This window comes from Saccharopolyspora indica (assembly GCF_027853965.1).
Lineage (GTDB): Bacteria > Actinomycetota > Actinomycetes > Mycobacteriales > Pseudonocardiaceae > Saccharopolyspora > Saccharopolyspora indica.
This window is the reverse complement of sequence record NZ_JAQGLB010000001.1, coordinates 413,722-433,890: the sequence shown is the minus strand read 5'-3', so window position 1 is coordinate 433,890 and position 20,169 is coordinate 413,722. Positions and strand designations below refer to the sequence as shown.

17 protein-coding genes are annotated in these 20,169 nt (G+C 72.0%); 4 read left to right on the top strand and 13 right to left on the bottom strand.

Annotated elements, in window-relative coordinates:
- Nucleotides 1-82 precede the first annotated feature (82 nt).
- Complete coding sequence (locus OU416_RS01910; protein WP_270925021.1) at nt 83-334, bottom strand: hypothetical protein; 252 nt, start codon at nt 332-334, stop codon at nt 83-85.
- A gap of 113 nt (nt 335-447) precedes the next feature.
- Nucleotides 448-1,131 (bottom strand): Crp/Fnr family transcriptional regulator, encoded by a 684-nt coding sequence (locus OU416_RS01905; RefSeq protein WP_270925020.1) that lies wholly within the window; start codon nt 1,129-1,131, stop codon nt 448-450.
- 388 nt (nt 1,132-1,519) lie between these two features.
- Here OU416_RS01905 and OU416_RS01900 point away from each other — a divergent pair, with 388 nt between their 5' ends.
- Entirely contained in the window at nt 1,520-2,659 is a 1,140-nt protein-coding gene (locus OU416_RS01900) for a Cmx/CmrA family chloramphenicol efflux MFS transporter (protein ID WP_270925401.1), read from the top strand.
- A 46-nt stretch (nt 2,660-2,705) separates the two neighbouring features.
- On the opposite strand, the gene OU416_RS01895 is transcribed toward OU416_RS01900, so the two are convergent.
- Genes OU416_RS01895 through OU416_RS01880 form a run of 4 tightly spaced genes read right to left on the bottom strand, consistent with a single transcriptional unit; the run spans nt 2,706 to nt 7,518 of the window.
- Nucleotides 2,706-3,320, bottom strand: coding sequence for an MSMEG_1061 family FMN-dependent PPOX-type flavoprotein (locus OU416_RS01895; RefSeq protein ID WP_270925019.1), 615 nt, complete (start codon nt 3,318-3,320; stop codon nt 2,706-2,708).
- Nucleotides 3,321-3,371: 51 nt separating this feature from the next.
- Nucleotides 3,372-4,739 carry an MFS transporter gene (locus OU416_RS01890; RefSeq protein ID WP_270925018.1) on the bottom strand — a complete coding sequence of 456 codons (1,368 nt, stop codon included), beginning with the start codon at nt 4,737-4,739 and terminating at the stop codon, nt 3,372-3,374.
- 25 nt (nt 4,740-4,764) lie between these two features.
- A complete protein-coding gene (locus OU416_RS01885) occupies nt 4,765-5,940 on the bottom strand; it encodes an acyl-CoA dehydrogenase family protein (protein ID WP_270925017.1) in 1,176 nt (391 codons plus the stop codon).
- Between the two features lie 12 nt (nt 5,941-5,952).
- Nucleotides 5,953-7,518: an AMP-binding protein gene (locus OU416_RS01880; RefSeq protein WP_270925016.1), complete on the bottom strand. Its 1,566-nt coding sequence runs from the start codon at nt 7,516-7,518 to the stop codon at nt 5,953-5,955.
- An 87-nt stretch (nt 7,519-7,605) separates the two neighbouring features.
- On the opposite strand from OU416_RS01880, the gene OU416_RS01875 reads away from it, so the two are divergent.
- Nucleotides 7,606-8,238 carry a TetR/AcrR family transcriptional regulator gene (locus tag OU416_RS01875; RefSeq protein WP_270925015.1) on the top strand — a complete coding sequence of 211 codons (633 nt, stop codon included), beginning with the start codon at nt 7,606-7,608 and terminating at the stop codon, nt 8,236-8,238.
- Nucleotides 8,239-8,275: 37 nt separating this feature from the next.
- Here OU416_RS01875 and OU416_RS01870 read toward each other — a convergent pair whose 3' ends face one another.
- From OU416_RS01870 to OU416_RS01855, 4 genes are all read right to left on the bottom strand, one after another.
- Nucleotides 8,276-9,559 (bottom strand): sigma-70 family RNA polymerase sigma factor, encoded by a 1,284-nt coding sequence (locus OU416_RS01870; protein WP_270925014.1) that lies wholly within the window; start codon nt 9,557-9,559, stop codon nt 8,276-8,278.
- 123 nt (nt 9,560-9,682) lie between these two features.
- Nucleotides 9,683-11,059: a nucleobase:cation symporter-2 family protein gene (locus OU416_RS01865; protein ID WP_270925013.1), complete on the bottom strand. Its 1,377-nt coding sequence runs from the start codon at nt 11,057-11,059 to the stop codon at nt 9,683-9,685.
- A gap of 432 nt (nt 11,060-11,491) precedes the next feature.
- Nucleotides 11,492-12,259 (bottom strand): sulfite exporter TauE/SafE family protein, encoded by a 768-nt coding sequence (locus OU416_RS01860; RefSeq protein ID WP_270925012.1) that lies wholly within the window; start codon nt 12,257-12,259, stop codon nt 11,492-11,494.
- Nucleotides 12,260-12,311: 52 nt separating this feature from the next.
- Nucleotides 12,312-13,100, bottom strand: a complete 789-nt coding sequence (locus OU416_RS01855) for a GntR family transcriptional regulator (RefSeq protein WP_270925011.1) — start codon at nt 13,098-13,100, stop codon at nt 12,312-12,314.
- Between the two features lie 217 nt (nt 13,101-13,317).
- Between OU416_RS01855 and OU416_RS01850 the strand changes: the two genes are divergently transcribed.
- Nucleotides 13,318-14,478 carry a L,D-transpeptidase gene (locus OU416_RS01850; RefSeq protein ID WP_270925010.1) on the top strand — a complete coding sequence of 387 codons (1,161 nt, stop codon included), beginning with the start codon at nt 13,318-13,320 and terminating at the stop codon, nt 14,476-14,478.
- A gap of 89 nt (nt 14,479-14,567) precedes the next feature.
- Here the strand turns inward: OU416_RS01850 and OU416_RS01845 are convergent, their stop codons facing one another.
- The 3 genes from OU416_RS01845 to OU416_RS01835 all read right to left on the bottom strand — a co-directional run bounded on the left by OU416_RS01845 (nt 14,568) and on the right by OU416_RS01835 (nt 19,698).
- Nucleotides 14,568-18,098, bottom strand: coding sequence for an AAA family ATPase (locus tag OU416_RS01845; RefSeq protein WP_270925009.1), 3,531 nt, complete (start codon nt 18,096-18,098; stop codon nt 14,568-14,570).
- A gap of 87 nt (nt 18,099-18,185) precedes the next feature.
- The gene (locus OU416_RS01840; protein ID WP_270925008.1) at nt 18,186-19,172 is read right to left on the bottom strand and encodes a quinone oxidoreductase family protein; all 987 of its coding nucleotides are present in this window, start codon (nt 19,170-19,172) and stop codon (nt 18,186-18,188) included.
- 97 nt (nt 19,173-19,269) lie between these two features.
- Nucleotides 19,270-19,698, bottom strand: coding sequence for a Fur family transcriptional regulator (locus tag OU416_RS01835; RefSeq protein ID WP_270925007.1), 429 nt, complete (start codon nt 19,696-19,698; stop codon nt 19,270-19,272).
- A 137-nt stretch (nt 19,699-19,835) separates the two neighbouring features.
- Between OU416_RS01835 and OU416_RS01830 the strand changes: the two genes are divergently transcribed.
- The gene (locus OU416_RS01830; protein ID WP_372907276.1) at nt 19,836-20,093 is read left to right on the top strand and encodes a hypothetical protein; all 258 of its coding nucleotides are present in this window, start codon (nt 19,836-19,838) and stop codon (nt 20,091-20,093) included.
- Nucleotides 20,094-20,169: the final 76 nt, after the last annotated feature.

Here is a 20,169-nt window from a genome sequence, read left to right as displayed (position 1 = left end):
CGGGCGGGGAGCGGCGCGGCCCCGCGCACCGCTCCCCGCCCTTCTGGGCGCCGTATCCGCTGAACACCCCTCGGATCCGCGGCTACGTGCGCGCCCTCCCCCAGGCCGACATGACTGCCGTGATGGCAGCCGCCATCACGGCGGCCAGGGCCACCCGGACCGCGCCATCGGGCTGGACCGACACCAGCAGGACGACCAGCGCCCACACCTGGACGGCGGTGAACAGGACGCTGCACAACAGCATCGGCCGGTCCCACCAGCGAAGGCGGCGCTGCGGCAGCGCAGCGGCCGGGATCGTTCGGGAGTCGACTCGCGGCGAACGGGTTCTCGTCATGTTCGTCAACCTCCTCCGAGCAACGGTGATGAACGAGGTGTACGGCAGCCGCGCGCCGCCCAGTGCGTCACGTGACTCATTCGCGCTTTTCCGCGCCGGACTCGTCGTCGCGCTCAGGAGGCGAGGCGTTCGAGGGCGTCCAGGCGCAGGATCGTCACCCGGCGGCGGGCGGTCGCGATCAGGCGCTGCCGCCGCAGTTCCGCAAGCACCCGCACCACCGATTCCCGGGACGCCGAGATCAGACCGGCCATGCTCTTCTGCGTGATGGGGATCGCGATCGTGACGGATTCCCCCGCGGACACGCCGTAGCGGCCGGCGAGCTCGATCAGCAGCGCGGCCAGCCGCTGCTCGACCGGCCGGCCGCCGTGCTCGGCGCGCTGCTGGCTGATCTCCCGCAGCCGGTCGACGACCACGAGCAGCAGCGCCCACGCCAGCCCGGGCCTGGACTGGCACAGCGCGGCGAACCGGTCGGCGGGCACGACGATCGCCTCGACGCGTTCGAGCGCCCGCATGGTCGCCGAGCGCGGCCTGCCGTCCACCGCGGCGAATTCGCCCACGATGTCTCCCGGTCCGCGCACCGCGAGCACGCTCTCGTAGCCCGTGCTGACGTCCGAGACGACTTCGAGGCTGCCGCCCAGCAGCACGTAGACGTGCTGGGACGAATCGCCCTGCCGGCAGAGGGATTCGCCGGGGTCGAACCGCCGCGCCGCACCGGCCCGCCGCACCAGCTCCCGCTCGGACGGTTCCAGCATCGTCCAGAACCCGCGGTCGGAGGGGCCCCGCCGGGAGTCGACCATGCCCACCCCCGGGTCGCGCCGTGATCTCGGTACGGCCAGCATGCCCATCCGCACAACGCCGGACAACCGTCCGATAGCCGTCCGCGTCCCGCTGAACGGCGGAGTCCCGCGCGCTCCGCCGCTGATGTCGGCCAGTCGGAAAACCCGGTGCGACCGGTGCTGTATGGTCTGCGGCGTGAACTCCCCCGAGGCGTCCAGACGGTAGCCGCTCAGCACTCGCGCTGAGCGGCGGAGCAGCACGCCGCGGTGCAACGCCTTCTCGCGTTGATCACCGGTGCTCGACTTCGCCCGCGGATCGTCTTTTCGCTTCCACGCACGCCCGCGCGCGGCCGGTTCGCCGTGCCCGGCGGGTGTGCCTGCAGTTCGGGAGAAGGTTCAGTTGCCTTTCGTGGTTTTCGTGCTCGCTGCCGCGGTGTTCGCGCAGGGCACGTCGGAGTTCATGCTGTCCGGGATGCTGGCGGACATCGCCGCGGACAGCGGTGTTTCGCTCGGCGAGGCCGGGCTGTTGACGTCGGTGTTCGCCGTGGGCATGGTGCTCGGCGCCCCGACGATGGCGATGGCCGCCAGCGCCGTCCCCCGCCGGGTGGCGCTGATGGGCTTCCTCGCGCTGTTCGCCCTGTGCCACGTCGTCGGTGCGATGACGGCGAACTTCGCCGTGCTGCTGGGAACCCGGCTGGTGGCGGCGGTGGCCAACGCGGGATTCCTGGCCGTGGTGCTGGCGAGCCTGCCGGTGCTGGTGCGCCCACCGCTGGTGGGCCGGGCCACCTCCGTGATCCTCTCCGGCGTGACGATCGCCTGCATCGCCGGAGTGCCCGCGGGAACGGTCGTCGGGCAGCTGTGGGGCTGGCAGTCGGCGTTCTGGGCGATCGCCGCGCTCAGCGCGGTGGCGCTGGTCGTGCTGTGGCCGACGACCTCGGCGCTCGCCGGGCGCGGCGGGGGTTGCGCTCCGGTGTGGACCGAATGGCGAGTGCTGGCGCAGCGACGTCTCCTCGTCGTGATCGGCATCGGGATCCTGGTCAACGCGGCGACCTTCGCCGGGTTCACCTACCTGGGCACGATCACCACGGCGGTGTCCGCACCCGGGAGCGCCTGGGTTCCGGCGGCGCTGGCGCTGTTCGGCATCGGCTCGTTCCTCGGCGTGACCATCGCGGGCCGCTGCAGCGACCGGTACGCGCGGCGCATCGTCACCGGCGGCGCGGTCGTGGTGACCGCTCTGTGGGTGCTCGCCGCGCTCTCCGCGCACACCCTGCTCGGAGTGCTCGTGCTGGCGCTCGTGACCGGGGCCGGATCGTTCGGGGTGGGCTCGGCGGTGATCGCCTCGATCGTGTCCTCGGCATCGGAATCGGCCCCGCGCATCGCCGGTGCGCTGGCCACCACGGCGTTCAACCTGGGCGCCATCGCCGGTCCGGCCGCGGCCGGGCTCGCGGTGGGCGGGGCAGCCCACGCATACCTGGCGTTGTGGATCAGCGCGGGCTTCGCCGCGGCCGCGGCCTTGCTCGCAACGCTGAGCGCACAGCGCAAGTCCTAGTGCCGTTCTGGTCCTCCTCAGTGGACCGCGCGTTCGCTGAGGAGGATCACGGTGCGAAGGCCGACTGACTCTTGAACAGCTGTCCGACGGTGGGAACCGCGTCGGATTCCGGCCAGCTGCCGGGATTCCAGGCCCCGGAGTGCAGGAACGCCCGGCCGCAGTGCACGAAGAGCTCGTCGACCTCGACCACCACGGCCAGCGCCGGATCGACGCCGTTGACCGCGAGACCGGTGAAGAACGGTGCGGAGCGCACGATCGTCGCCTTGCCGTTGACGCGCAGCGAGTGGTCGAGGCCGGGCACGACGAAGAGCATGCCCACCCTCGGGTGCCGGAGGATGTTGCGGAAGCTGTCCAGCCTGCGGTTGCCGTTGCGGTCGGCGAAGGCCAGGGTGCGGTTGTCGTCGAACAGCAGCACACCACCCGCCTCGTCCCCGCGCGGGGAGACGTCGAGGCTGCCGTCCGGTGCGGTCGTGGCCAGGAAGAACAACCGCGAGGCCGCGATGAAGTCCCTGCTGCGCTCGTCGATCCCGGCGATGCCCTTGTCCGCGATCACCGGCGCGGGCGGCTCGACCACCTCGCGCAGCTGCGTCTCGCAGGTCACCACGTCCGCTCGGTCCGGTTGCCAGGTGAGCGCGCCGAGCAGCGGCTCGGAGGAGAGCATCGAACACCCCACATCGGTCGGTCAAGCATGCCTAACCTAACTGCCGAGGTGCTATCCGCCCGCACCCACCCCTGGCCGGGTCGCGGTCGGGCTCAGCTGCGCCTGCTGGTCGACGTGGCGCCCGTGCGCGGCGATGCGTCGCGCGTCGCGTTCGGGGCGGACGAAGGCGAAGGCCAGCAGGCCGCCGATGAGCATCAGGGTTCCCGGTATGGCGAACGCGATCGCGAAACCCGTCGCCGGATCGGCCGCCGATTCGACGATCCGGCCCGTCACGTAGGGCGCGGCGAGACCGGCCAGCGTCACCAGCCCGACGGTCATCGACAGCACCGCGCCGCGCTGAGCCGGTGGGGTGATCTCGGCGTTGATCGTCTGGCCGATGGCGAACTTGACGGCGCCGATGCTGAACGCGACCGTGATGAGCGCGATCTTGAGGCCGTGGTGCGTCACGAACGGGGCCAGCAGCATCGCCGCACCGGCCAGGAACACCGCGCAGCCACCGAGAACGCCGCGCGAGACCCGGCTGGACACCCCGCGGTGCATCAGCCACTGCGTCAGCGCACCCTGCCCGAAGGTCGCGACGGTCTTCAGCACCCAGGGCGCGGTCACGATGGCACCGGCCGCGACCGCGCTGTAGCCCAGCGAGGTCTCGAGGTAGGACGGCACCCACGCGAGCAGCAGCGCGGAGGTCCAGTAGGCGCCGAAGGCGCCGACGAATCCGGCCAGCCAAGTCCCGCTGAGCAGGATGCGGTGGTAGGGCACGCGGAAGTCCTCCGCGCGCTCCGGTTCCGCGCCGGTCGCCGCGGTCGCGCGGTCGGCGGTGCCCTCGCGGCCGACCACCGCCCAGACGGCGCACCAGAGGACGCCGACGACGAACAGCGACAGGAAGGCCCAGCGCCAGCCGAAGTTGATGATGACCAGGGTGAGCAGCGGCGCGGCCAGCACGCCGCCCAACCCGCCGCCGCCGGAGATCAGCGAGCTCGGGATGCTGCGCTTCTCGTTCGGGAACCACTTGAACGCGGCGTGCATCGCGACCGGCTGCGCGGGCCCTTCCGCCGCACCCAGGACGATCCTGCTGACCAGCAGCGCGGCGAAACCGGCCCCGGCGACCACCGGCAGCTGGGTGAGCGCCCACACCAGCGCCATGCCGAACAGCAGCCACTTCGCCGGGAACCGGTTGGCCAGGAAACCGAAGGCGACCGCGGAGATGTTGAACAGGAAGAAGAACGAGCTCGCCAGCAGTCCGTACTCGGAGTGGCTCAGTCCCAGTTCCCGCATGATGGGGTTGGCGGCGAGCCCGAGCACGGCCTTGTCCGCGTAGTTGATCAGCATGAAGACCAGCAGCATCGCCATGACGGCCCACGCGCGCAGGTCAGGCTTCTTCGAGGGGCCGGCCGGGGTGTCGGGTTTCGAGGACTTCATCGTCGCTCCAGGTGAAGTGGCCCGGTCAGGTGGTGAGCAGCTCCTTGGCGATGCCGTTCTTCTGGATCTCCGAGGAACCGGTGAGAATGCGGAACATGCGCAGCCTGCGGAACAGCCACTCGACCTCGCTGCCGCGCACCAGTCCCGCCTTGCCGTGGATCTGCACCGCCTCGTCGGCGATGCGGAAGGCGTTCTCGGCGACGAAGAGCTTGCACATGAACGCCTCGGTGCGCGGTTTGGCGCCCGCGTCGAGCGCGGCCAGCGCGTCGTAGGTCATGCTCCGCGCGGCGTAGTAGGTGGTGGCCAGGTCGGCGATCTTGTGCTGGACGGACTGCAACGCCGCCAGCGGCGCACCGAAGGCGTGCCGGTTCTTGGCGAAATCGACGGTGAGCTGCAGTGCGCGCCGCGCGTTGCCGAGCACCGTGGGGCAGTGCAGCAGCCGGTTGGCGGTGACCCGGCCCAGTCCCACGCGCAGGCCGTCGCCGACGCGGCCGAGCAGTTGCTCCGGGCCGACGTAGCAGTCCTCCAGGACGATGTCGCTCTCGATGTGCTGGCCGGACATCGGGGTCTGGCCGTCGAGCACGGCGCACCCCGGTGAGTCCAGGTCCACCAGGAACGCGGAGTAGGACTCCTCGGCACCGGCCATGCGGGCCACCAGCACGGAGAAGTCGGCGAAGGGCCCGGCGGAGGAGAACACCTTGTGGCCGGTGATCCGCCAGCCGTCGCCGTCCGGGACCGCGGTGGTGCGCATCGCGCGCACGTCCGAGCCCGCGTCCGCCTCGGTCAGCGAGAAGCAGCACGCCCGTTCGCCCCGGATCACCGGCAGCAGGTACTTCTCCAGCTGGAGCTCGGTGGCGAACTCGAAGATCGATCCGGCGCGCAGCGGCCCGCCCATGTCGCCGAGCACGGAGTGCGACAGGACGCGCCCCGAAGCACCGATCTCCTCCTTGAGCGCGGCCAGTTCGGTGAACGAGAGCCCCTGCCCGCCGAACCGCGCGGGCAGGTGGATGCCGTAGAAGCCGAGCTCGCGGCTGCGCTTCCAGACCGGCTCCAGCACGTCGCGGCTCAGCCGCGTCTCCGGGGTGAGGCGGAGATCGGCCTCGTACTCCGCGAGCTCGCCGTCCAGGTAGTGGCGCAACCGCCCGACGAGGTCGGCCAGGCGCGGGTCGTCGTCGTAGGCCGGGGTGAGCGTGAACGACATGGTTGTCCCTCCTCAGTGGACCTTGCGGTCGCTGCTGGTCCAGTAGCGGTCGCGCACCGCGCGCCGGTCGGTCTTGCCGTTGCGGTTCACCGGGAGGCCGGCGGCGAAGTCCACCGTCTTGGGCAGCTTGTGGCGGGCCAGCTTCGCCGCGCAGAACTCGATGAGCCCGGCTTCCGACACCGCCTCGCGGGTCACGACGACGGCCTTGACCGCTTCGCCCCACGTCTCGTCCGGGACGCCGACCACGCAGGCTTCCGAGACCGCGGGGTGTTCGTAGAGCGCGGCCTCGACTTCGCCGCAGTACACGTTGAAACCGCCGGAGATGATCATGTCCTTCTTGCGGTCCACGACGAACAGGTAGCCATCCGCCCGCAGGTACCCGATGTCGCCGGTGTGCACCCAGCCGTCGCGGAAGGTCTGGGCGCTGAGCTCGGGCTCGCCCCAGTACTGGTGGACGCAGTCCGGGCCGCGCACCACCACCTCGCCGAGTTCACCGGCGGACACCGGGTCGCCGTCGTCGTCCACCACGCGCACCTCGGTGTCGTAGACCGGCCGACCGCAGGAGGACAGCAGCTCCGGGTCCTCCGCGATGCCGCGGACTACGTCCTCGGCGGTGAGCACGGTGACTCCGCTGGTGGTCTCGACCTGCCCGTAGCCCTGCATGACGACCGGTCCGAACGCGGCTACGGCCTCGCGCAGCCGCTGCGGCGAGACGGGTGCGCCGCCGATCCGCAGGCAGGTCATCGAGGACACGTCGGCAGTGCTCAGATCCGGGTGCCCGAGCACCTGGTTCAGCATCGTCGGCACCAGGAACGTGGAGGTGATCCGCTCGGCTTCGACGAGGCGCAGGAACTCCCCTGCGTCCCAGCGCGGCTGCACCACCACGCTGGTGCCGCGGGCGAAGGCCGCCAGCAGCCCCATCCCGGTGGCGTGGGTGATCGGCCCAGCGGCCAGGTAGCGCTCGGCCTCCTCCGGGCGGCGTTCCGGGGTCATCAGCCGCTTGCGCATGTTCGCCAGCCGGTTGCCGGTCGTCTGCACCGCGGCCTTCAGCGAACCGGTCGAACCGGAGGTGAAGTTGAGGACCGCCGGATCGCTCTCGGCGACCTCCACCGCGACCGGGCCCTCCCCGCCTGCGGCCAGGAGGTCGGCGTAGTCGCCGTCGTAGTCGACCACCTCGCACGCCAGCCCGGCGCCGTCGACGATCTCGCGCGCCGCCTCGACGCTGGCGGGATCGGCGAACAGGACCCGGGCCGAGGAATTCGCCAGGACGTGCCCGACTTCGCCCGCGGCGAGCCTGGTGTTGATCGGCACTCGCAGGAAACCGCCCTTGCCGAGGGCCATTTCGGTCTCCACCAGCTCGGCGCAGTTCCCGGCGAAGGTGGCCACCGCCTGCCCCGGACGGATCCCCCGCGCGAGCAGCGCCGAAGCCAGCCGGTTGGTGCGCGCCTCCAGCTCCCGGTAGGTCCACCGCCGGCCACCGCACACCAATGCCTCCCGATCCGGCCAGAAGCTGCTGCTGCGGGTGAGGTAGCTGCCCAGGTTCATGCCGACTCCCAAGGTCTTCGTCGCGTCGACCATTAGGAGACACAATGTCTACAAACGCACGGGCTGTCAATGGACCGGTAAGCTGATCGGCCGGAACGCCGAACCACGAAAGGCCTTGCCATGTCGACCGAGGACCGGCGCAGCCGCCGCACCCGCCGCCTCCTGCGGGACGCTTTGGTGTCCCTGGTGCTGGAACGCGGCTATTCCCACGTCACGGTGGAAGACATCACCGAGCGCGCCGATCTCGGCCGGGCGACCTTCTACAAGCACTACGCGGACAAGGACGCGCTGCTCAGCCGCGTCACCTCCGACCTGCTGGAGGAGTTGCACGCGAGACTGCTGCCGCTGGTGCCGACCTCGTCGGTGGGCTTCACCGGCAAGCCGGTGCTGGAGCTGTTCCGCCACGCGCTCGACGAGCGCGACGTCTACCGGGTCGTCCTGCGCGGCGAGGGCGACGGGCGAGCGCTGCGGGAGTTCACCGACGCGCGCACCGCCGCAGCCGCGCACATCTTCCAGGCGCGCGCCGAATACCACGGCGTGTCCCCGAGGATCGACGTCGAAGTGCTGGCGCGCGCCTGGGTGGGCGAGCAGATCGCGGTGATGCGCTGGTGGCTGGAAACCGATCCACCGCAGCTCTCGCCCGAGGAGGTCACCGGCATGCTCCTCGACCTGTCGCTGCGCGGTCGCTACTGGGCCAACGGCTTCGACGGCGTTCCGCCCGACCGGGACGAGAAGATCCCGGCGGAGGACTAGGCGGGACCGGCGCCGACCGCACCGGTCCCGGTGGCCGCTAGCGCGGCTGCCCCGCGTTCACGTCGGCCTCCAGCCGGACCTGGTCGCGGTCGACGTCGAGCTCGACCACCGCGCCCACCTGCCGGAACAGCGGCAGGGACAGCTCCGCGCGCACGTCGGCGACGTGCTGCCCGCCCGGCGGGACCAGCGGCAGCGGGAGCAGCGGGGTGTTCTCCTCCACCGGCGGCTCGGGAACCGGGTCCGGTGCGGGTTCCGGCGGCGCCGCGGGCGGCGGGGCCACCGGTGGCGCCACCGCCGGTGGCTGCGGGTTCCGGGCCGGAACCTGCTGCTGCTCCGGGGTTTCCGGTTCGACGGGCGCGGCGGCCAGCGGCGGCGGGTCGGTCTGGTTCGCGGCCAGCGCGATGCCCAGCGCGGCGAGCGCGGCCAGCACCGCGCCGCCAGCCGCCGCGCTCTTGCGCGGGTTCGAGCGCACCGCCCCGATCACGCCCGCGCCGACCAGGCCGCTGCCCGACGCGGCCAGGTAGCCGGTCGCCGTCGCGGTCCCGCCGAGCACGATCGGCGCGATGAACACCTTCAGCGCCCCGTTGATCTCCATCAGCTCGGCCGCGATCGCCGCGCAGCGGTCGCAGTCGTCCAGGTGCTTGTTGACCTGCGCCGTCTCGCGCTTGGACAGGCCTTCGCGGGTCCACGCGCCCAGCCGGTCGATCGCCGAGCGGCAGGCGTCGGGCTCGGCGGCCATCTTCATCAGGTGCACCTGGAGGTACTGCTGCTTGAGCCCCTCGCGCGCCCGGTAGGCCAGCGCGGACACGCCGTTGGCCGTCATGCCCAGCATCGGCGCGACCTTCGACGGCGACTCGCCCTCGATCTCCACGTGCCAGAGCACCATCTGCCACCGCTCCGGCAGCCTGCGGAAGGCCTCCGCGATCAGCGACCGCTCCTCGTTCTCCACCGCCACGTCGCGGAACGGCTGGCTGATGTCGATGTTGGGCACCGTCTCCACGTCGTCGACGGTCTGCGTCCGCTTCGCCTTGTTCGCGCGGTCGTAGGCGCCGTGGCGCACGGCGGTCAGCAGGTAGGCGCGGAAGGCGTCGGTCGGGCCCCGGCCGTCCCGCAGCAGGCCCAGCACCTTGGCGAACGCCTCGGAGACGACGTCGTCGGCCTCGGCCTGCGATTTGGTGACCTGCCTGGCCATCGCGTGCGCCGCGCCCACGTGGCGCTCGTAGAGGATCCCGTACGCCGCGCTGTTGCCGCCGCGCACGGCGTCGATCAGCTCGGCATCGCCGACCCCCTGGACCTGCTCTTCCTGCGGTACCGCCGCCACCACTCATCTCCCCAACGCCACGTCTCCCAGCGGGAGGAAGCGTATCCCGGCAGCTATCGGCCGAACAGGCGTTCTGGATCACGACAACGGCTCAGAACCGGTTCCTCCCGCGGGACCAGCGGCCTAGCCGCCGTTGGCGGGTGCGGCCGGGTGCGGGACCGGTGGCCGCAGCGGGCTGTTGAAGATCATGTTGAGCAGCACGGCCACCACCGCTCCCGCGACGATGCCGGTGCCGAACACCGTCTGGAACCACTGCGGGAACTGCTGGTAGATGGTCGGCGCGGCCAGCGGGATCAACCCGACCGCCAGCGAGACCGAGACGACGAACATGTTGTGGCCCTGCTCCAGGTGGGCGCGCGAGAGGGTGCGGATGCCGCTGGCGGCGATGCTGCCGAACAGCATCAGCCCGGCACCGCCCAGCACCGGGTACGGCACCAGCGAGACGACGCCGCCCAGCACCGGGAACAGCCCGAGCAGCGCCATCACACCGCCCGCGACGGCGACGACGAACCGGCTGCGCACCCCGGTCAGCGACACCACGCCGACGTTCTGGGCGAAGGCGCTGGTGGGCAGGCCGCCGAACAGCGAGCCGACGGTGGTGGCGATGCCGTCCACCCGCAGGCCGCGGGTGACCACCTGCTTCTCGACCTCCCGGTCGCAGATCTCGCCGATGGCCAGCATCCCGGCCGAGCTCTCGGTCATCGCCACCAGGATCACGATGCACACCGCGAGGATGGCCGCCGGGTGGAACTCCGGCGGGCCGAAGTGCAGCGGCATCGGCAGCGAGAACAGCGAGGTCTGCGCGAAGGTGCTGGTGTCGAGCATGCCGAAGGGCGCGGCGGCCAGGGTGCCCGCGACCAGGCCCAGGATCAGCGCGATCTGCTTGAGGAAGCCGCGCAGGACCCGCTGCAGCACGATGATGACCACCAGCGTGAACAGCGCGAGGCCGAGGTTGGCCGCCGAACCGAAGTCGGGCGCGCCTTCACCGCCCTGCACCCAGGCGACGGGCACGGTCATCAGCGATACGCCGATCAGCGTGATCACCACGCCGGTGACCAGGTGCGGGAAGAAGCGCATCAGGCGCCCGAAGAACGGGCCGACCGCCAGGCAGAACAGCCCGCCGACCAGGACCGCGCCGAGCACGGTCTGGATGCGGTGGCCCTCCGGCGCGGAGTGCGCCACCGTCAGCAGGGAGGCCAGCCCGGCCGAGGAACTGGCGTTGACGAACGGCAGCCGGTTGCCGGCGAACCGCCCGGCGCCCAGCGTCTGCAGCAGCGTCGCCAGCCCCGCCACCAGCAGGCTCACCGAGATCAGCACGATCTGGTCGCTTTGGTCCAGCCCGCAGGCCGGGCCGATGATCAGCGGTGGCGCCACCACACCGGCGTACATCGCGCCGACGTGCTGGAAGGCGGCCGGGATCAGCTGCTTGGCCGGCAGCTTCTCGTCAACCGGATGGCAGGCCGCCGGGGCCGGATTCGTCCCCTGCGAATTGATTGCCATGCCCAGTTCCCCTTTTGAAAACGGATGCCCCGGTCCGCCGCGGACGGGGGCCGGACTGTTAGCGTCGGTCGCGGGGGCGGCGGCACCGATCGATCCACCACCCCTCCCGCCGTCGCGTGGTGTCCGACGCGGCGGGACGGCCGTTACCCGGCGTGAACCGGCCGCGTGGGCCGGTTCCGATGCCTCCTCCCCGGTGAAGAGCTCGGCGCCGCAGGCGTTTCTGCGCTGTCGGGCAGGAGCAAGCTACGTCCGGAATCCAACTCACGTCAACATTTTGTTGAACTTCCGTTTCGCGGAATTGTCTCGCCCGCCTGCCGCGGTCGAAGCTTTCTCGCCCGAGAAGAAAACGACAGCTTCTTCTCGGCAACTCCTTGAACGAACACCGAATCACTGCTAACCGAATGCGCGTTTCACCGCGCAACCGATTTCCGGTCACGCACCGTGCAGGGCGAGGTAGGGCGCCAGCGCGAGCAGGGTGATGACGAGCCCGTACTTCAGACCGCGCGCGGGCAGGGCACGGGCGATCTTCCAGCCCAGCAGCACACCGGCGAGCTCGGGAATCCCGACCAGCGCGGCCAGCGGCCAGTTGATCGATTCCGCCGCCAGGTAACCGATGGTGCCCGCACCGGCGATGACGATCGACTGCGCCTGGGCCGACGCCAGCGACTCCAGCACCGGCACGCCCAGGGCCACCAGCAGCGGGACGGTGAGCATCGGCCCGCCGATGCCGACGATGCCCGCCGCGACCGACACCGCGAACCCCAGGCCCGCGATCAGCATCGCGGGCGGGTGCGCGCGGGTGCCCGCGGGACGGCGCCACTCGCGGTAGCAGACCAGCGCGGCCACCAGCGCCACGAAGATCCCGAGCACCAGCCCGAAGATCCGCTCGGACACCCCGGTGTTGATCAGCACGCCGAGCGGGGTGCCCACCAGAGCCGTGGCCGCGAGGATCAGCGCGGTGCGCCGGGTCTCCGGCTCCCGCAGGTGCCCCGATCGGGTGTAGGCGGCGGTGGCCAGCACGCCGGTCGCGACGTGGGTGACGATGGCGGTTCCGGCGACCTCGGCCGGGGACAGGCCGGTCAGGGCGAACAGGCCGATCGTGGGCAGCACCCCGCCGGGCCCCACGGCGGTGATGCCCACGCCGCCGGCGAGCCCGAACAGCCCGAGCAGGACCAGCGTCGGGACCGTCAACTCCGCCATCACATCGCACCGGAACGCGTTGGCACCGAGGGAGATCTCCGAATCATCGACATCAATCCCTTTCCTCCGCAGGTGAATTCCGGCCGCGGTGCAGCGTGGCGGTCAACGCCATGCGGTCGGCGCGGATCCGGATCGACTCGACGTCCACCGGCCGCCCGTCGGCGGTGCGGGTCAGCCGCTCCAACGCGAAAACCGCTGAGTGGTCGGGAATTCCGAGCAGCGCTGCGGTGTCCGGGTCGGCGTTGACCGCGTGCACCGCCACCTCCGCGGACCCCAGCCGCCCTCCGGTGGTCTCCTCGATCAGGGTGAACACGTCGCGGCCGGCGAGGTCGCAGTCCAGCAGGCGGTGGCCGATGTCGGCGGTGAGGTAGGTGGTGTCCAGCGACAGCGGCAGACCGTCCAGCCACCGCAACCGCTCCAGGTGCACCCCGCCCGCCGACGGCGCCACCCCGAGCCGCTCGGCGATCGGCACCGGCAGCTCGGCGACGGCCCGGGCGGAGCGGACCTCGTTGGTGATCGTGCCGTACCCGGTCATCGCCTCGGCCAGCCCGGCCAGCCGGTCCAGCCCGTGGCCGTACTTCGGCAGCACGACCCGGGTCCCCCCTCCGCGCTGCCGCGTGATGACGCCTTCCCGCCGCAGCAGCGCCAGCGCCTCGCGCACCGCGTTGCGCGAAGCGCCGAACTGCTCGCCCAGCTGCCGCTCGCCGGGCAGCACGCCGTCGGCGAAGCGTCCCGCCGTGATCTGGTACCGCAGCACGTCGGCCACCTGCCGCGCCCGCTCGGCGCGCGGCCGCGCCGAGCTCCACCCGGCCGGGATTCGCCTGCCTGCCCTCTCGTCCACGATCGCGCACGCTACCCGGGCAACATTGCGCCAGAGTTACGCCACCCATATTGACCTGGGAAAACGTCCGACCAGGCACGATGGCGATGCGAATCGGAGTTCCGCCGGGCCCACCCGGCCGCACGGCCCGCAGCGGCATGATCGTGTTGAGATGTGCCGATCGGACACCGACAGTTGTCAGGACGTGGAGCCGCAGCGTCGAGGTTCGGGGGTCGGGATGCAGGTCGCGAAGGGGTGGCCACTCATCGTCGGGACCGCGCTCGCGTGCGCCCTGACCTCGTGCACGGAACCGGCCCCGAAGGTCTCAGCCGCCTCGGTGACCACCTCGGTGCCCGACGGGGCCGCGCAGGTCGGGCCCAGCGATCCGCTGGTGGTCACCGCCCACCGCGGCGTGCTCACCTCGGTCACCGTCACCGCGGACGGCGGAACCGCCGTGCCGGGCGAGCTGACCGACGGCGGCCGGCGGTGGAGCAGCACCGCGCCGCTGGAGTTCAGCAAGACCTACCGGGTGCGGGCCAGCGCCCAGGACGCCGAGCGCATCCCGGCACCGCCCACCAGCTCGACGTTCACCACCGCCACCCCGGTCGACGAGATCACCGTGGACCGGACCCGGCCCGCCGCGGGCGACGAGGTCGGCATCGCCATGCCGGTCTCGATCTACTTCAGCAAGCCGGTGACCGACCGCGCCGCCGTCGAGCGCCGCCTGTCGGTCGAACCGTCGGTGCCGACGGAGGGCTCGTTCCACTGGATGAGCGACGAGCAGGTCAACTGGCGTCCCAAGGACTACTGGCAGCCCGGCACCACCGTCCGGGTCCGCGCGCGGCTCTACGGGGTGGACGCCGGCGGCGGGGTGATGGGCACCGCCGACCACGAGGCCGAGTTCCGCATCGGACGGGACCAGCGCGCCGTCGGCGACGTCAACAGCCACACCCTCACCGTCTTCCAGGACGGCCAGGAGATCAAGCAGCTGCCCGCCTCCTACGGCCGCAGCGTCTACCCCACCCAGTACGGCGTGCACGTGGCCTTCGAGAAGCACACCTCCACCCGGATGCGCTCGGACACCTGGGGCGGGCCGCAGAAGGGCGAACCCGGCTACTACGACGAGGTCCTGCCCTACGCGGTGCGCATCTCCAACAACGGCGAGTTCGTCCACGTCAACCCGGCCACCGTGTGGGCGCAGGGCGAGTCCAACGTCTCGCACGGCTGCGTGAACCTCTCCCCGGACAACGGCAAGTGGTTCTTCGACTTCGTGCAGATCGGCGACCCGGTGGAGATCGTCGGCTCGGACCGCCCGCTGACCACCGCCGACGGCGACATCCCCGACTGGACCATCCCCTACGAGGAGTACGTCAAGGGCAGCGCCCTCTACCAACAATGAGATTCCAGGCTCGTTCTGCGTAGCGGTGCAAGTGGCGGAACCTCAGCGCCCGCCTGGACTGCGGGCGCCCGGCCTCAGGTACGACCAGCTCACAGGTACTGGCCGAAGGCATCGCCCCCGGTGGCCAGCTGGCTGACCCGCACACCGGCCAAGTCGGCTGGGCGCAGCAGGCGGACCTCCGCCGGGTCCTGCTCGGTGGCGGTGATCCGCTCGCCCTGCAAGGCGATCGCCCGGTCCAGCAGGTTGCGCACCACGCGGCCGTTGCCGAAGGACTCGTCGCGCTTGGCCGCGCGCAGGATGCCGCGGACCTCCGCGCCGACGCCGTCGGCCAGGGCGAACCCGGCGCTGCCCGCCATCCGCTCGAAGATCGCGACGAGTTCGGACTCGGCGTAGTCCGGGAAGTGCACCACGGAGGGGAAGCGGGAGGCCAGGCCCGGGTTGGTGCGCAGGAACTCCACCATCCGGCTCTCGTAGCCCGCCGCGATCACCACCAGGTCGTCGCGGTGCTCCTCCATCAGCCGCAGCAGCTCGGCGATCGCCTCCGGGCCGTAGGACTGCCTGCCGTCCGGCGGGGTCAGCGCGTAGGCCTCGTCGATGAACAGGACACCGCCCAGCGCGCTGTCCACCGCGGCGCGGACCTTCGGCGCGGTCTGACCGATGTACTGGGCGATCAGGTCGGCGTGCGAGACCTCCACCAGGTGCCCGGAGGACAGCAGGCCGAGCTTGGCGTACACCGCCGCGACCAGCCTGGCCACCGTCGTCTTGGCCGTGCCCGGGTTGCCGGTGAACACCAGGTGCCGCATGCGCGAGCCCAGCGCCAGCCCGGCGCCGCGGCGCAGCCGGTCCGCCTCGGCCTCCGCCACCAGCAGCCGCACCTCGCGCTTGACCGACTCCAGGCCGACCAGGTCGTCGATCAGCGCCAGCGGGTCCTCCGGGAGGTCGGTGCGCACCCGGTCCACCGAGGTGTCCGGGACGTCGGCGGCCACGATCCGGTGCACCGCGCGCGGTTTCCGGCCGGTCAGGATCCGCCGGGACTGCGCGGAGATCGTGCGCTCCAGCAGGTGCACCGCCAGGCGTCCGTTGGTCATCGCCGCGGTGCGGCGGGCGGCGCGGACCAGCCGGGCCACCTTCGGCCGCACGCCGGGCGCCGCGGTGAAGCCCGCTTCGGCGGCCTTGCGCTCGAACAGCTCCACGACCTGCTCGTCGGTCAGGTCCGGGAAGCGCACCACCTTCGGGAAGCGGACCGCCAGCTCCGGAGTCGCCTTGAGCAGCCCGTTCACCGCCGCGTCCGGACCGCACAGCACCACCAGCAGGTCGTCCGGTCGCGCCTGGAGACCGGCCAGCAGCGCATCGATCACACCCCGGTTGCGGGAGTGGTCGAGGTCGATGCCCGGGCGGGCGAGCGTGCCCGCGTCCTCGATGCACAGCACCCCGCCCGAGGCCTGGTCGATCGCGCGCTGCACGCCGATGGCCGCCTCCGCCAGGTGCCGCCCGGCCAGGTCCGCGCAGTCGACCACCACCAGATGGCCCGAGGACAGCACGCCGAGATCGGCGCACATCCGGCCCAGGATCCCGGCCGCGGTCGTCTTCCCGGTCCCGGCCGAACCGGTGAACACCAGGTGCCGCGGGCGGATCACCTCCGGCATCCCGGCCTCCCGGCGCAGCTCCGCGGCCCGCACCTCGGCCAGCACCTGGTCCAGCTCGCGGCGGACCGACTCCAGGCCGACGCAGTCGGCGAAATCCGCACCGCGCACCGGCGACTCCGGCAGGTCCCGGCGCAGCACCTCCAGCGGGCGGCCGCTGTTGCGGGCCCGGGCCGCTTCGACGCCGCGTTCGGCCAGGTGCTCGACCAGGCGCGCCCCGCGCAGGTTCTGCTGCCCGGCCGCGGCCAGCCGCGCGCCCTCCCGGGCGGCGTCGTCGGCCACCACCGCTTCCCGCCGGGCCACCGCGCGCCGGAACAGCTCCACGCGTTCGTCCTCCGTGAACGCCCGGGTGGCGGCGACCCGGAACTGCTGCAGCAGCGCGGGATTCACCTCGCCCACCCGGTCGGCTCCCCCGGTCCGGCTCACCGCGACGACGTGCAGGTCCGGCACCCGGGTCAGCAGCCGCCGCAGCTCCTCCAGCAACGCCGCCCCGGACCACTCCAGGCCCGCCAGCCGGTCGAGCCCGTGCAGCACCAGCAGATCCCGGGAGCCGAGGGCGTAGGTCTTCTGCTGCAGGTGCACGACGGCGTTGCTGACGTCCAGACTGGCGAACTCCGCCTCGGACACCCACATCTCCTGCCGCTGCGCACCGGCGTTGAGCAGCGCGCCGCGCAGCAACCGGACCGCGGTGCCGCGGCCGGTGCTCTCCGGGCCGGTCAGCAGCATTCGCACCGGCCGGCCGTCCTGGGCACCGGCCAGCTCGGTGCGCAGCGCCGCCGCCAGCTCCGGCTGCCCCACCAGCTCGGCGGCCGGATCCTCCTGCGCCGTCGGCAGGTCCTCGCCGGTGGCCAGCTTCGCCGCCAGCGGGTTGCGGACCCGGCGCGGCTGGGCGAGAACCCGCAGCTGCTGCTGGAAGTCGCGGACCAGGACACCGCAGTTCGGCGTCACCACGCCGTGCGGCAGCCCCTGCACCACGCCGCTGATCCGCATCGCCATGTCGAGCCAGGCGCGGCAGACGTCCACCTCACCGGCCAGCACCGCGCGCCCGAGCCACGCCAGCACCTGACCGTGCCACCGGTCGGCGTTGAAGGTCGCCCGGTAACCGGCGAACATGCTCTGCACGGTCTCGAACACCGGGCGCCCGGTGGTCAGCGCCAGCTCCACCGGCACCTCCGCCAGATCCGCGTGCAGCATCAGGTGCGCCAGCACGGCCTCGTGCTCCATGCCGGGACCGACGTCGGGCACCGGGCCGGGGCCCACCGCGCTCGGCACCCGCTCCAGCAACCGCTGGTGCGCGGCCAGGAACCCCGAGCACGCCCAGTCCAGGTAGGCGGCCGGGCCGGCGAGCTCGGGCAGCGCCGCCAGCACCGATTCGTCCGCCCGCTCCGCCCACGCCTCCCGCAGCGCCTCGACCGGGGCGAGCAGGTCCTGCTTGGCCAGCGCCGGATCGGCGGCGCGCAGGTCGTGCAGGGCGATCAGCGCCTGCCTGCGCGACTCGACGGGTTCGAGCCCGGCGAAGACGTCCAGGCAGCGGCGGGCCAGGTCGAACGCCGCCTCCCGCAGCTCCGGGTCGTCGCCGGCCCCGGTCAGCAGCCACTCCGCGGGCAGCCGGAACACCGCCGCGTGCGCGCTCCACGACCAGCTGCGCACCGGCGTCCACGGCTGGGCCACGAACCCGCTCAGCGTCTCGCACTGCACATCGGCGGCGTTGCCGCCGCGCACCGCCACGGTGCCGAGCAGGAACTCCAGCAGGCACCACAGCTCGGCGCCGACGACCGTGGTCCCCTCGGCGTAGAACTCCGGCAGCTCCACCGCCAGCCGCTCGGCGGCCGGATCCCGGTTGAGCTCCTCCGCGCGCTCCCAGATCTCCTCGTACAACCCGTCCGGAACCCGCCACGGGCCGTGGGCGTACACGTCCAGCACGGGTTCGTCGGACAGCAGCAGTCGCAGGTGCTCGGGCAACGTCGGTCGGTCCACGATCGGCCAGACTACTGACGCGCGTCACCCGCCCGGGGCCGAACCCGCACTCCGGGCCGGTCGGTGGACGCTGGGCGGACAGCGCGCTCAGGGCATCGCCAGCACGATCTTGCCGAGCGCCTCGCCGGTGCGCAGCCGGTCGAGGGCCGCCGCGGCTCCCGCCAGCGGGAAGACCTCGTCGACGACCGGCCTGATCCGGCCCTCGGCCACCGCGGGCAGCACTTCCGGCACGAGCCCGGCGAGCACGTCGCCCAGCTCGGCGGGGCGGCCGAAGCCGAACGAGACGCCGCGCAGGTGCAGGTGCCGGTAGGACAGGTGGTCCAGGTTGATCGTGGATTCCGCCCGGTCCAGGCGGCCGATGTTGACCAGGTGCCCGTCGACCCGGGTGGCGGGCAAGCAGGCCGCGAAGAGCCGTCCGCCCACGTGGTCGAGCACCACGTCCACGCCCTCGCCACCGGTGGCCGTCAGCACCTCGTCGGTCAGCTCGTCGCCCGGGCCCACGACGACCACGTCCGCTCCCGCGCTGGCCAGCAGCGCCTCCTTCGACGCCGTCCGGGTGGTGCCCACGACCGTCGAGGCACCGAGCACCTTGGCGATCTGCACGCCGAGCAGCCCGATCGCCGACGTGGCACCGGTGATCAGCACCGACTGCCCGGCCCGGAAGGCGCCCAGGCGCAGCGCGCCGTGCTCGGTGAGCAGACCGGTCGGCAGCGAAGCGGCCTCCTCGTACCCGGCGGTGCCGGGAATGCGCAGCACGTGCCGGTGATCCGCGCGGACGTACTGGGCGAAGCTGCGCGGCTGGGTGCCCATCACCCGCTCCCCCACCACGACGCCGGTGACGCCCGCACCGACGGCGAAGACCTCACCGGCGAACTCGTACCCGGCCTGGTACGGCTCGCCCGTGCCACCGGAGGTCGGATCGGCGGCGGCCAGCACCGGGGCGTCGGCGTTGTTCAGCGCCGCCGCGCGCACGCGCACCAGCACCTGACCGGGCCCGGCCTCGGGCACCGGGATCTCCCGGACCTCCCACTCGGGGCCGGTGCCGCCGAACAGCGCGATCATCGTCGCGGACATGCCGATCTCCTCCATCGCAAGGAGCTGGCCGAAGAGGTCGCCCCAGGATGGACGCCGGGTGCACCGCCCGCACCTCAACCGGAGCAGAACCGCGGGACTACGCGGTGCCGGGAGAGCAGTCCGCGCACAGGCCCCAGTAGATGACCTCGGCTTCGTCGATCGTGAAGCCCCGGGCATCGGAGGCGGTCAGGCAGGGCGCGGCGCCCACGGCGCAGTCGACGTCGGCGACCACTCCGCAGGACCGGCACGCGAGGTGGTGGTGGTTGTCCCCCACCCGCGCCTCGTAGCGGGCCAGCGAGCCCATCGGCTGGATGCGGCGCAGCAGGCCGGCGGCGGTCAGCGCCCGCAGCACGTCGTAGACGGCTTGGTGGGACACCTTCGGGAGCACCTCCCGCACCGCACCGATGATCGACTCGGTGTCCGCGTGCGGGTGGGCGTGCACCGCCGACAGCACTGCGACCCGCGGGCGGGTCACGCGCAGTTCAGCCTCGCGCAGCAGCTGCTCGAGGTCGGCTGTCGTCGGCACGAGCCGAAGTCTGACCCGGTTTCCGGAGTGGATCAAGGGCCTTTCGCGCTTCAGCCAATTTTTTCGATTAACACTGAAATCATCAACCTCTCTGAACTACGGATTGCAGATCACCTCGCACACCAGGAGGGCCATACGTGCAGGGGGGTATTCACCCGAGGGCCGGTGACCCCCGTCATCATTCGGAATCCCGAGTCCCCGGACGCGGCGGCCAGCAACGCATCGGCGAGCTGCCCGCGGTCGAAGGCTTCATCAACGTCGAAGGACTCGGCGTTCAGGGCATCGTCGACGGGCACGCCGTGATCACCGGGGCCGCCATGGCCTTCAGCAGCATCTTCGTCGCCACCAACAGCCTCCGACTCCGCACCTCCCGCAGCACGGCGGGAATCTCCTGAGAAGAGCCGGCCGGAACCGGCAACGGGCCACCGCGCGACCGCGGTGGCCCGTTTCGCCGTACCGGCTCCGCCGCGG

What these genes read in the sequence shown, in the direction of transcription:
- OU416_RS01880 (WP_270925016.1), bottom strand. Translation starts at nt 7,518, where the DNA reads ATGGTCGACGCGACGAAGACCTTGGGAGTCGGCATGAACCTGGGCAGC.
- OU416_RS01865 (WP_270925013.1), bottom strand. Translation starts at nt 11,059, where the DNA reads ATGGCAATCAATTCGCAGGGGACGAATCCGGCCCCGGCGGCCTGCCAT.
- OU416_RS01895 (WP_270925019.1), bottom strand. Translation starts at nt 3,320, where the DNA reads ATGCTCTCCTCCGAGCCGCTGCTCGGCGCGCTCACCTGGCAACCGGAC.
- OU416_RS01890 (WP_270925018.1), bottom strand. Translation starts at nt 4,739, where the DNA reads ATGAAGTCCTCGAAACCCGACACCCCGGCCGGCCCCTCGAAGAAGCCT.
- OU416_RS01840 (WP_270925008.1), bottom strand. Translation starts at nt 19,172, where the DNA reads ATGTCCGCGACGATGATCGCGCTGTTCGGCGGCACCGGCCCCGAGTGG.
- OU416_RS01910 (WP_270925021.1), bottom strand. Translation starts at nt 334, where the DNA reads ATGACGAGAACCCGTTCGCCGCGAGTCGACTCCCGAACGATCCCGGCC.
- OU416_RS01875 (WP_270925015.1), top strand. Translation starts at nt 7,606, where the DNA reads ATGTCGACCGAGGACCGGCGCAGCCGCCGCACCCGCCGCCTCCTGCGG.
- OU416_RS01860 (WP_270925012.1), bottom strand. Translation starts at nt 12,259, where the DNA reads ATGGCGGAGTTGACGGTCCCGACGCTGGTCCTGCTCGGGCTGTTCGGG.
- OU416_RS01885 (WP_270925017.1), bottom strand. Translation starts at nt 5,940, where the DNA reads ATGTCGTTCACGCTCACCCCGGCCTACGACGACGACCCGCGCCTGGCC.
- OU416_RS01905 (WP_270925020.1), bottom strand. Translation starts at nt 1,131, where the DNA reads ATGGTCGACTCCCGGCGGGGCCCCTCCGACCGCGGGTTCTGGACGATG.
- OU416_RS01850 (WP_270925010.1), top strand. Translation starts at nt 13,318, where the DNA reads ATGCAGGTCGCGAAGGGGTGGCCACTCATCGTCGGGACCGCGCTCGCG.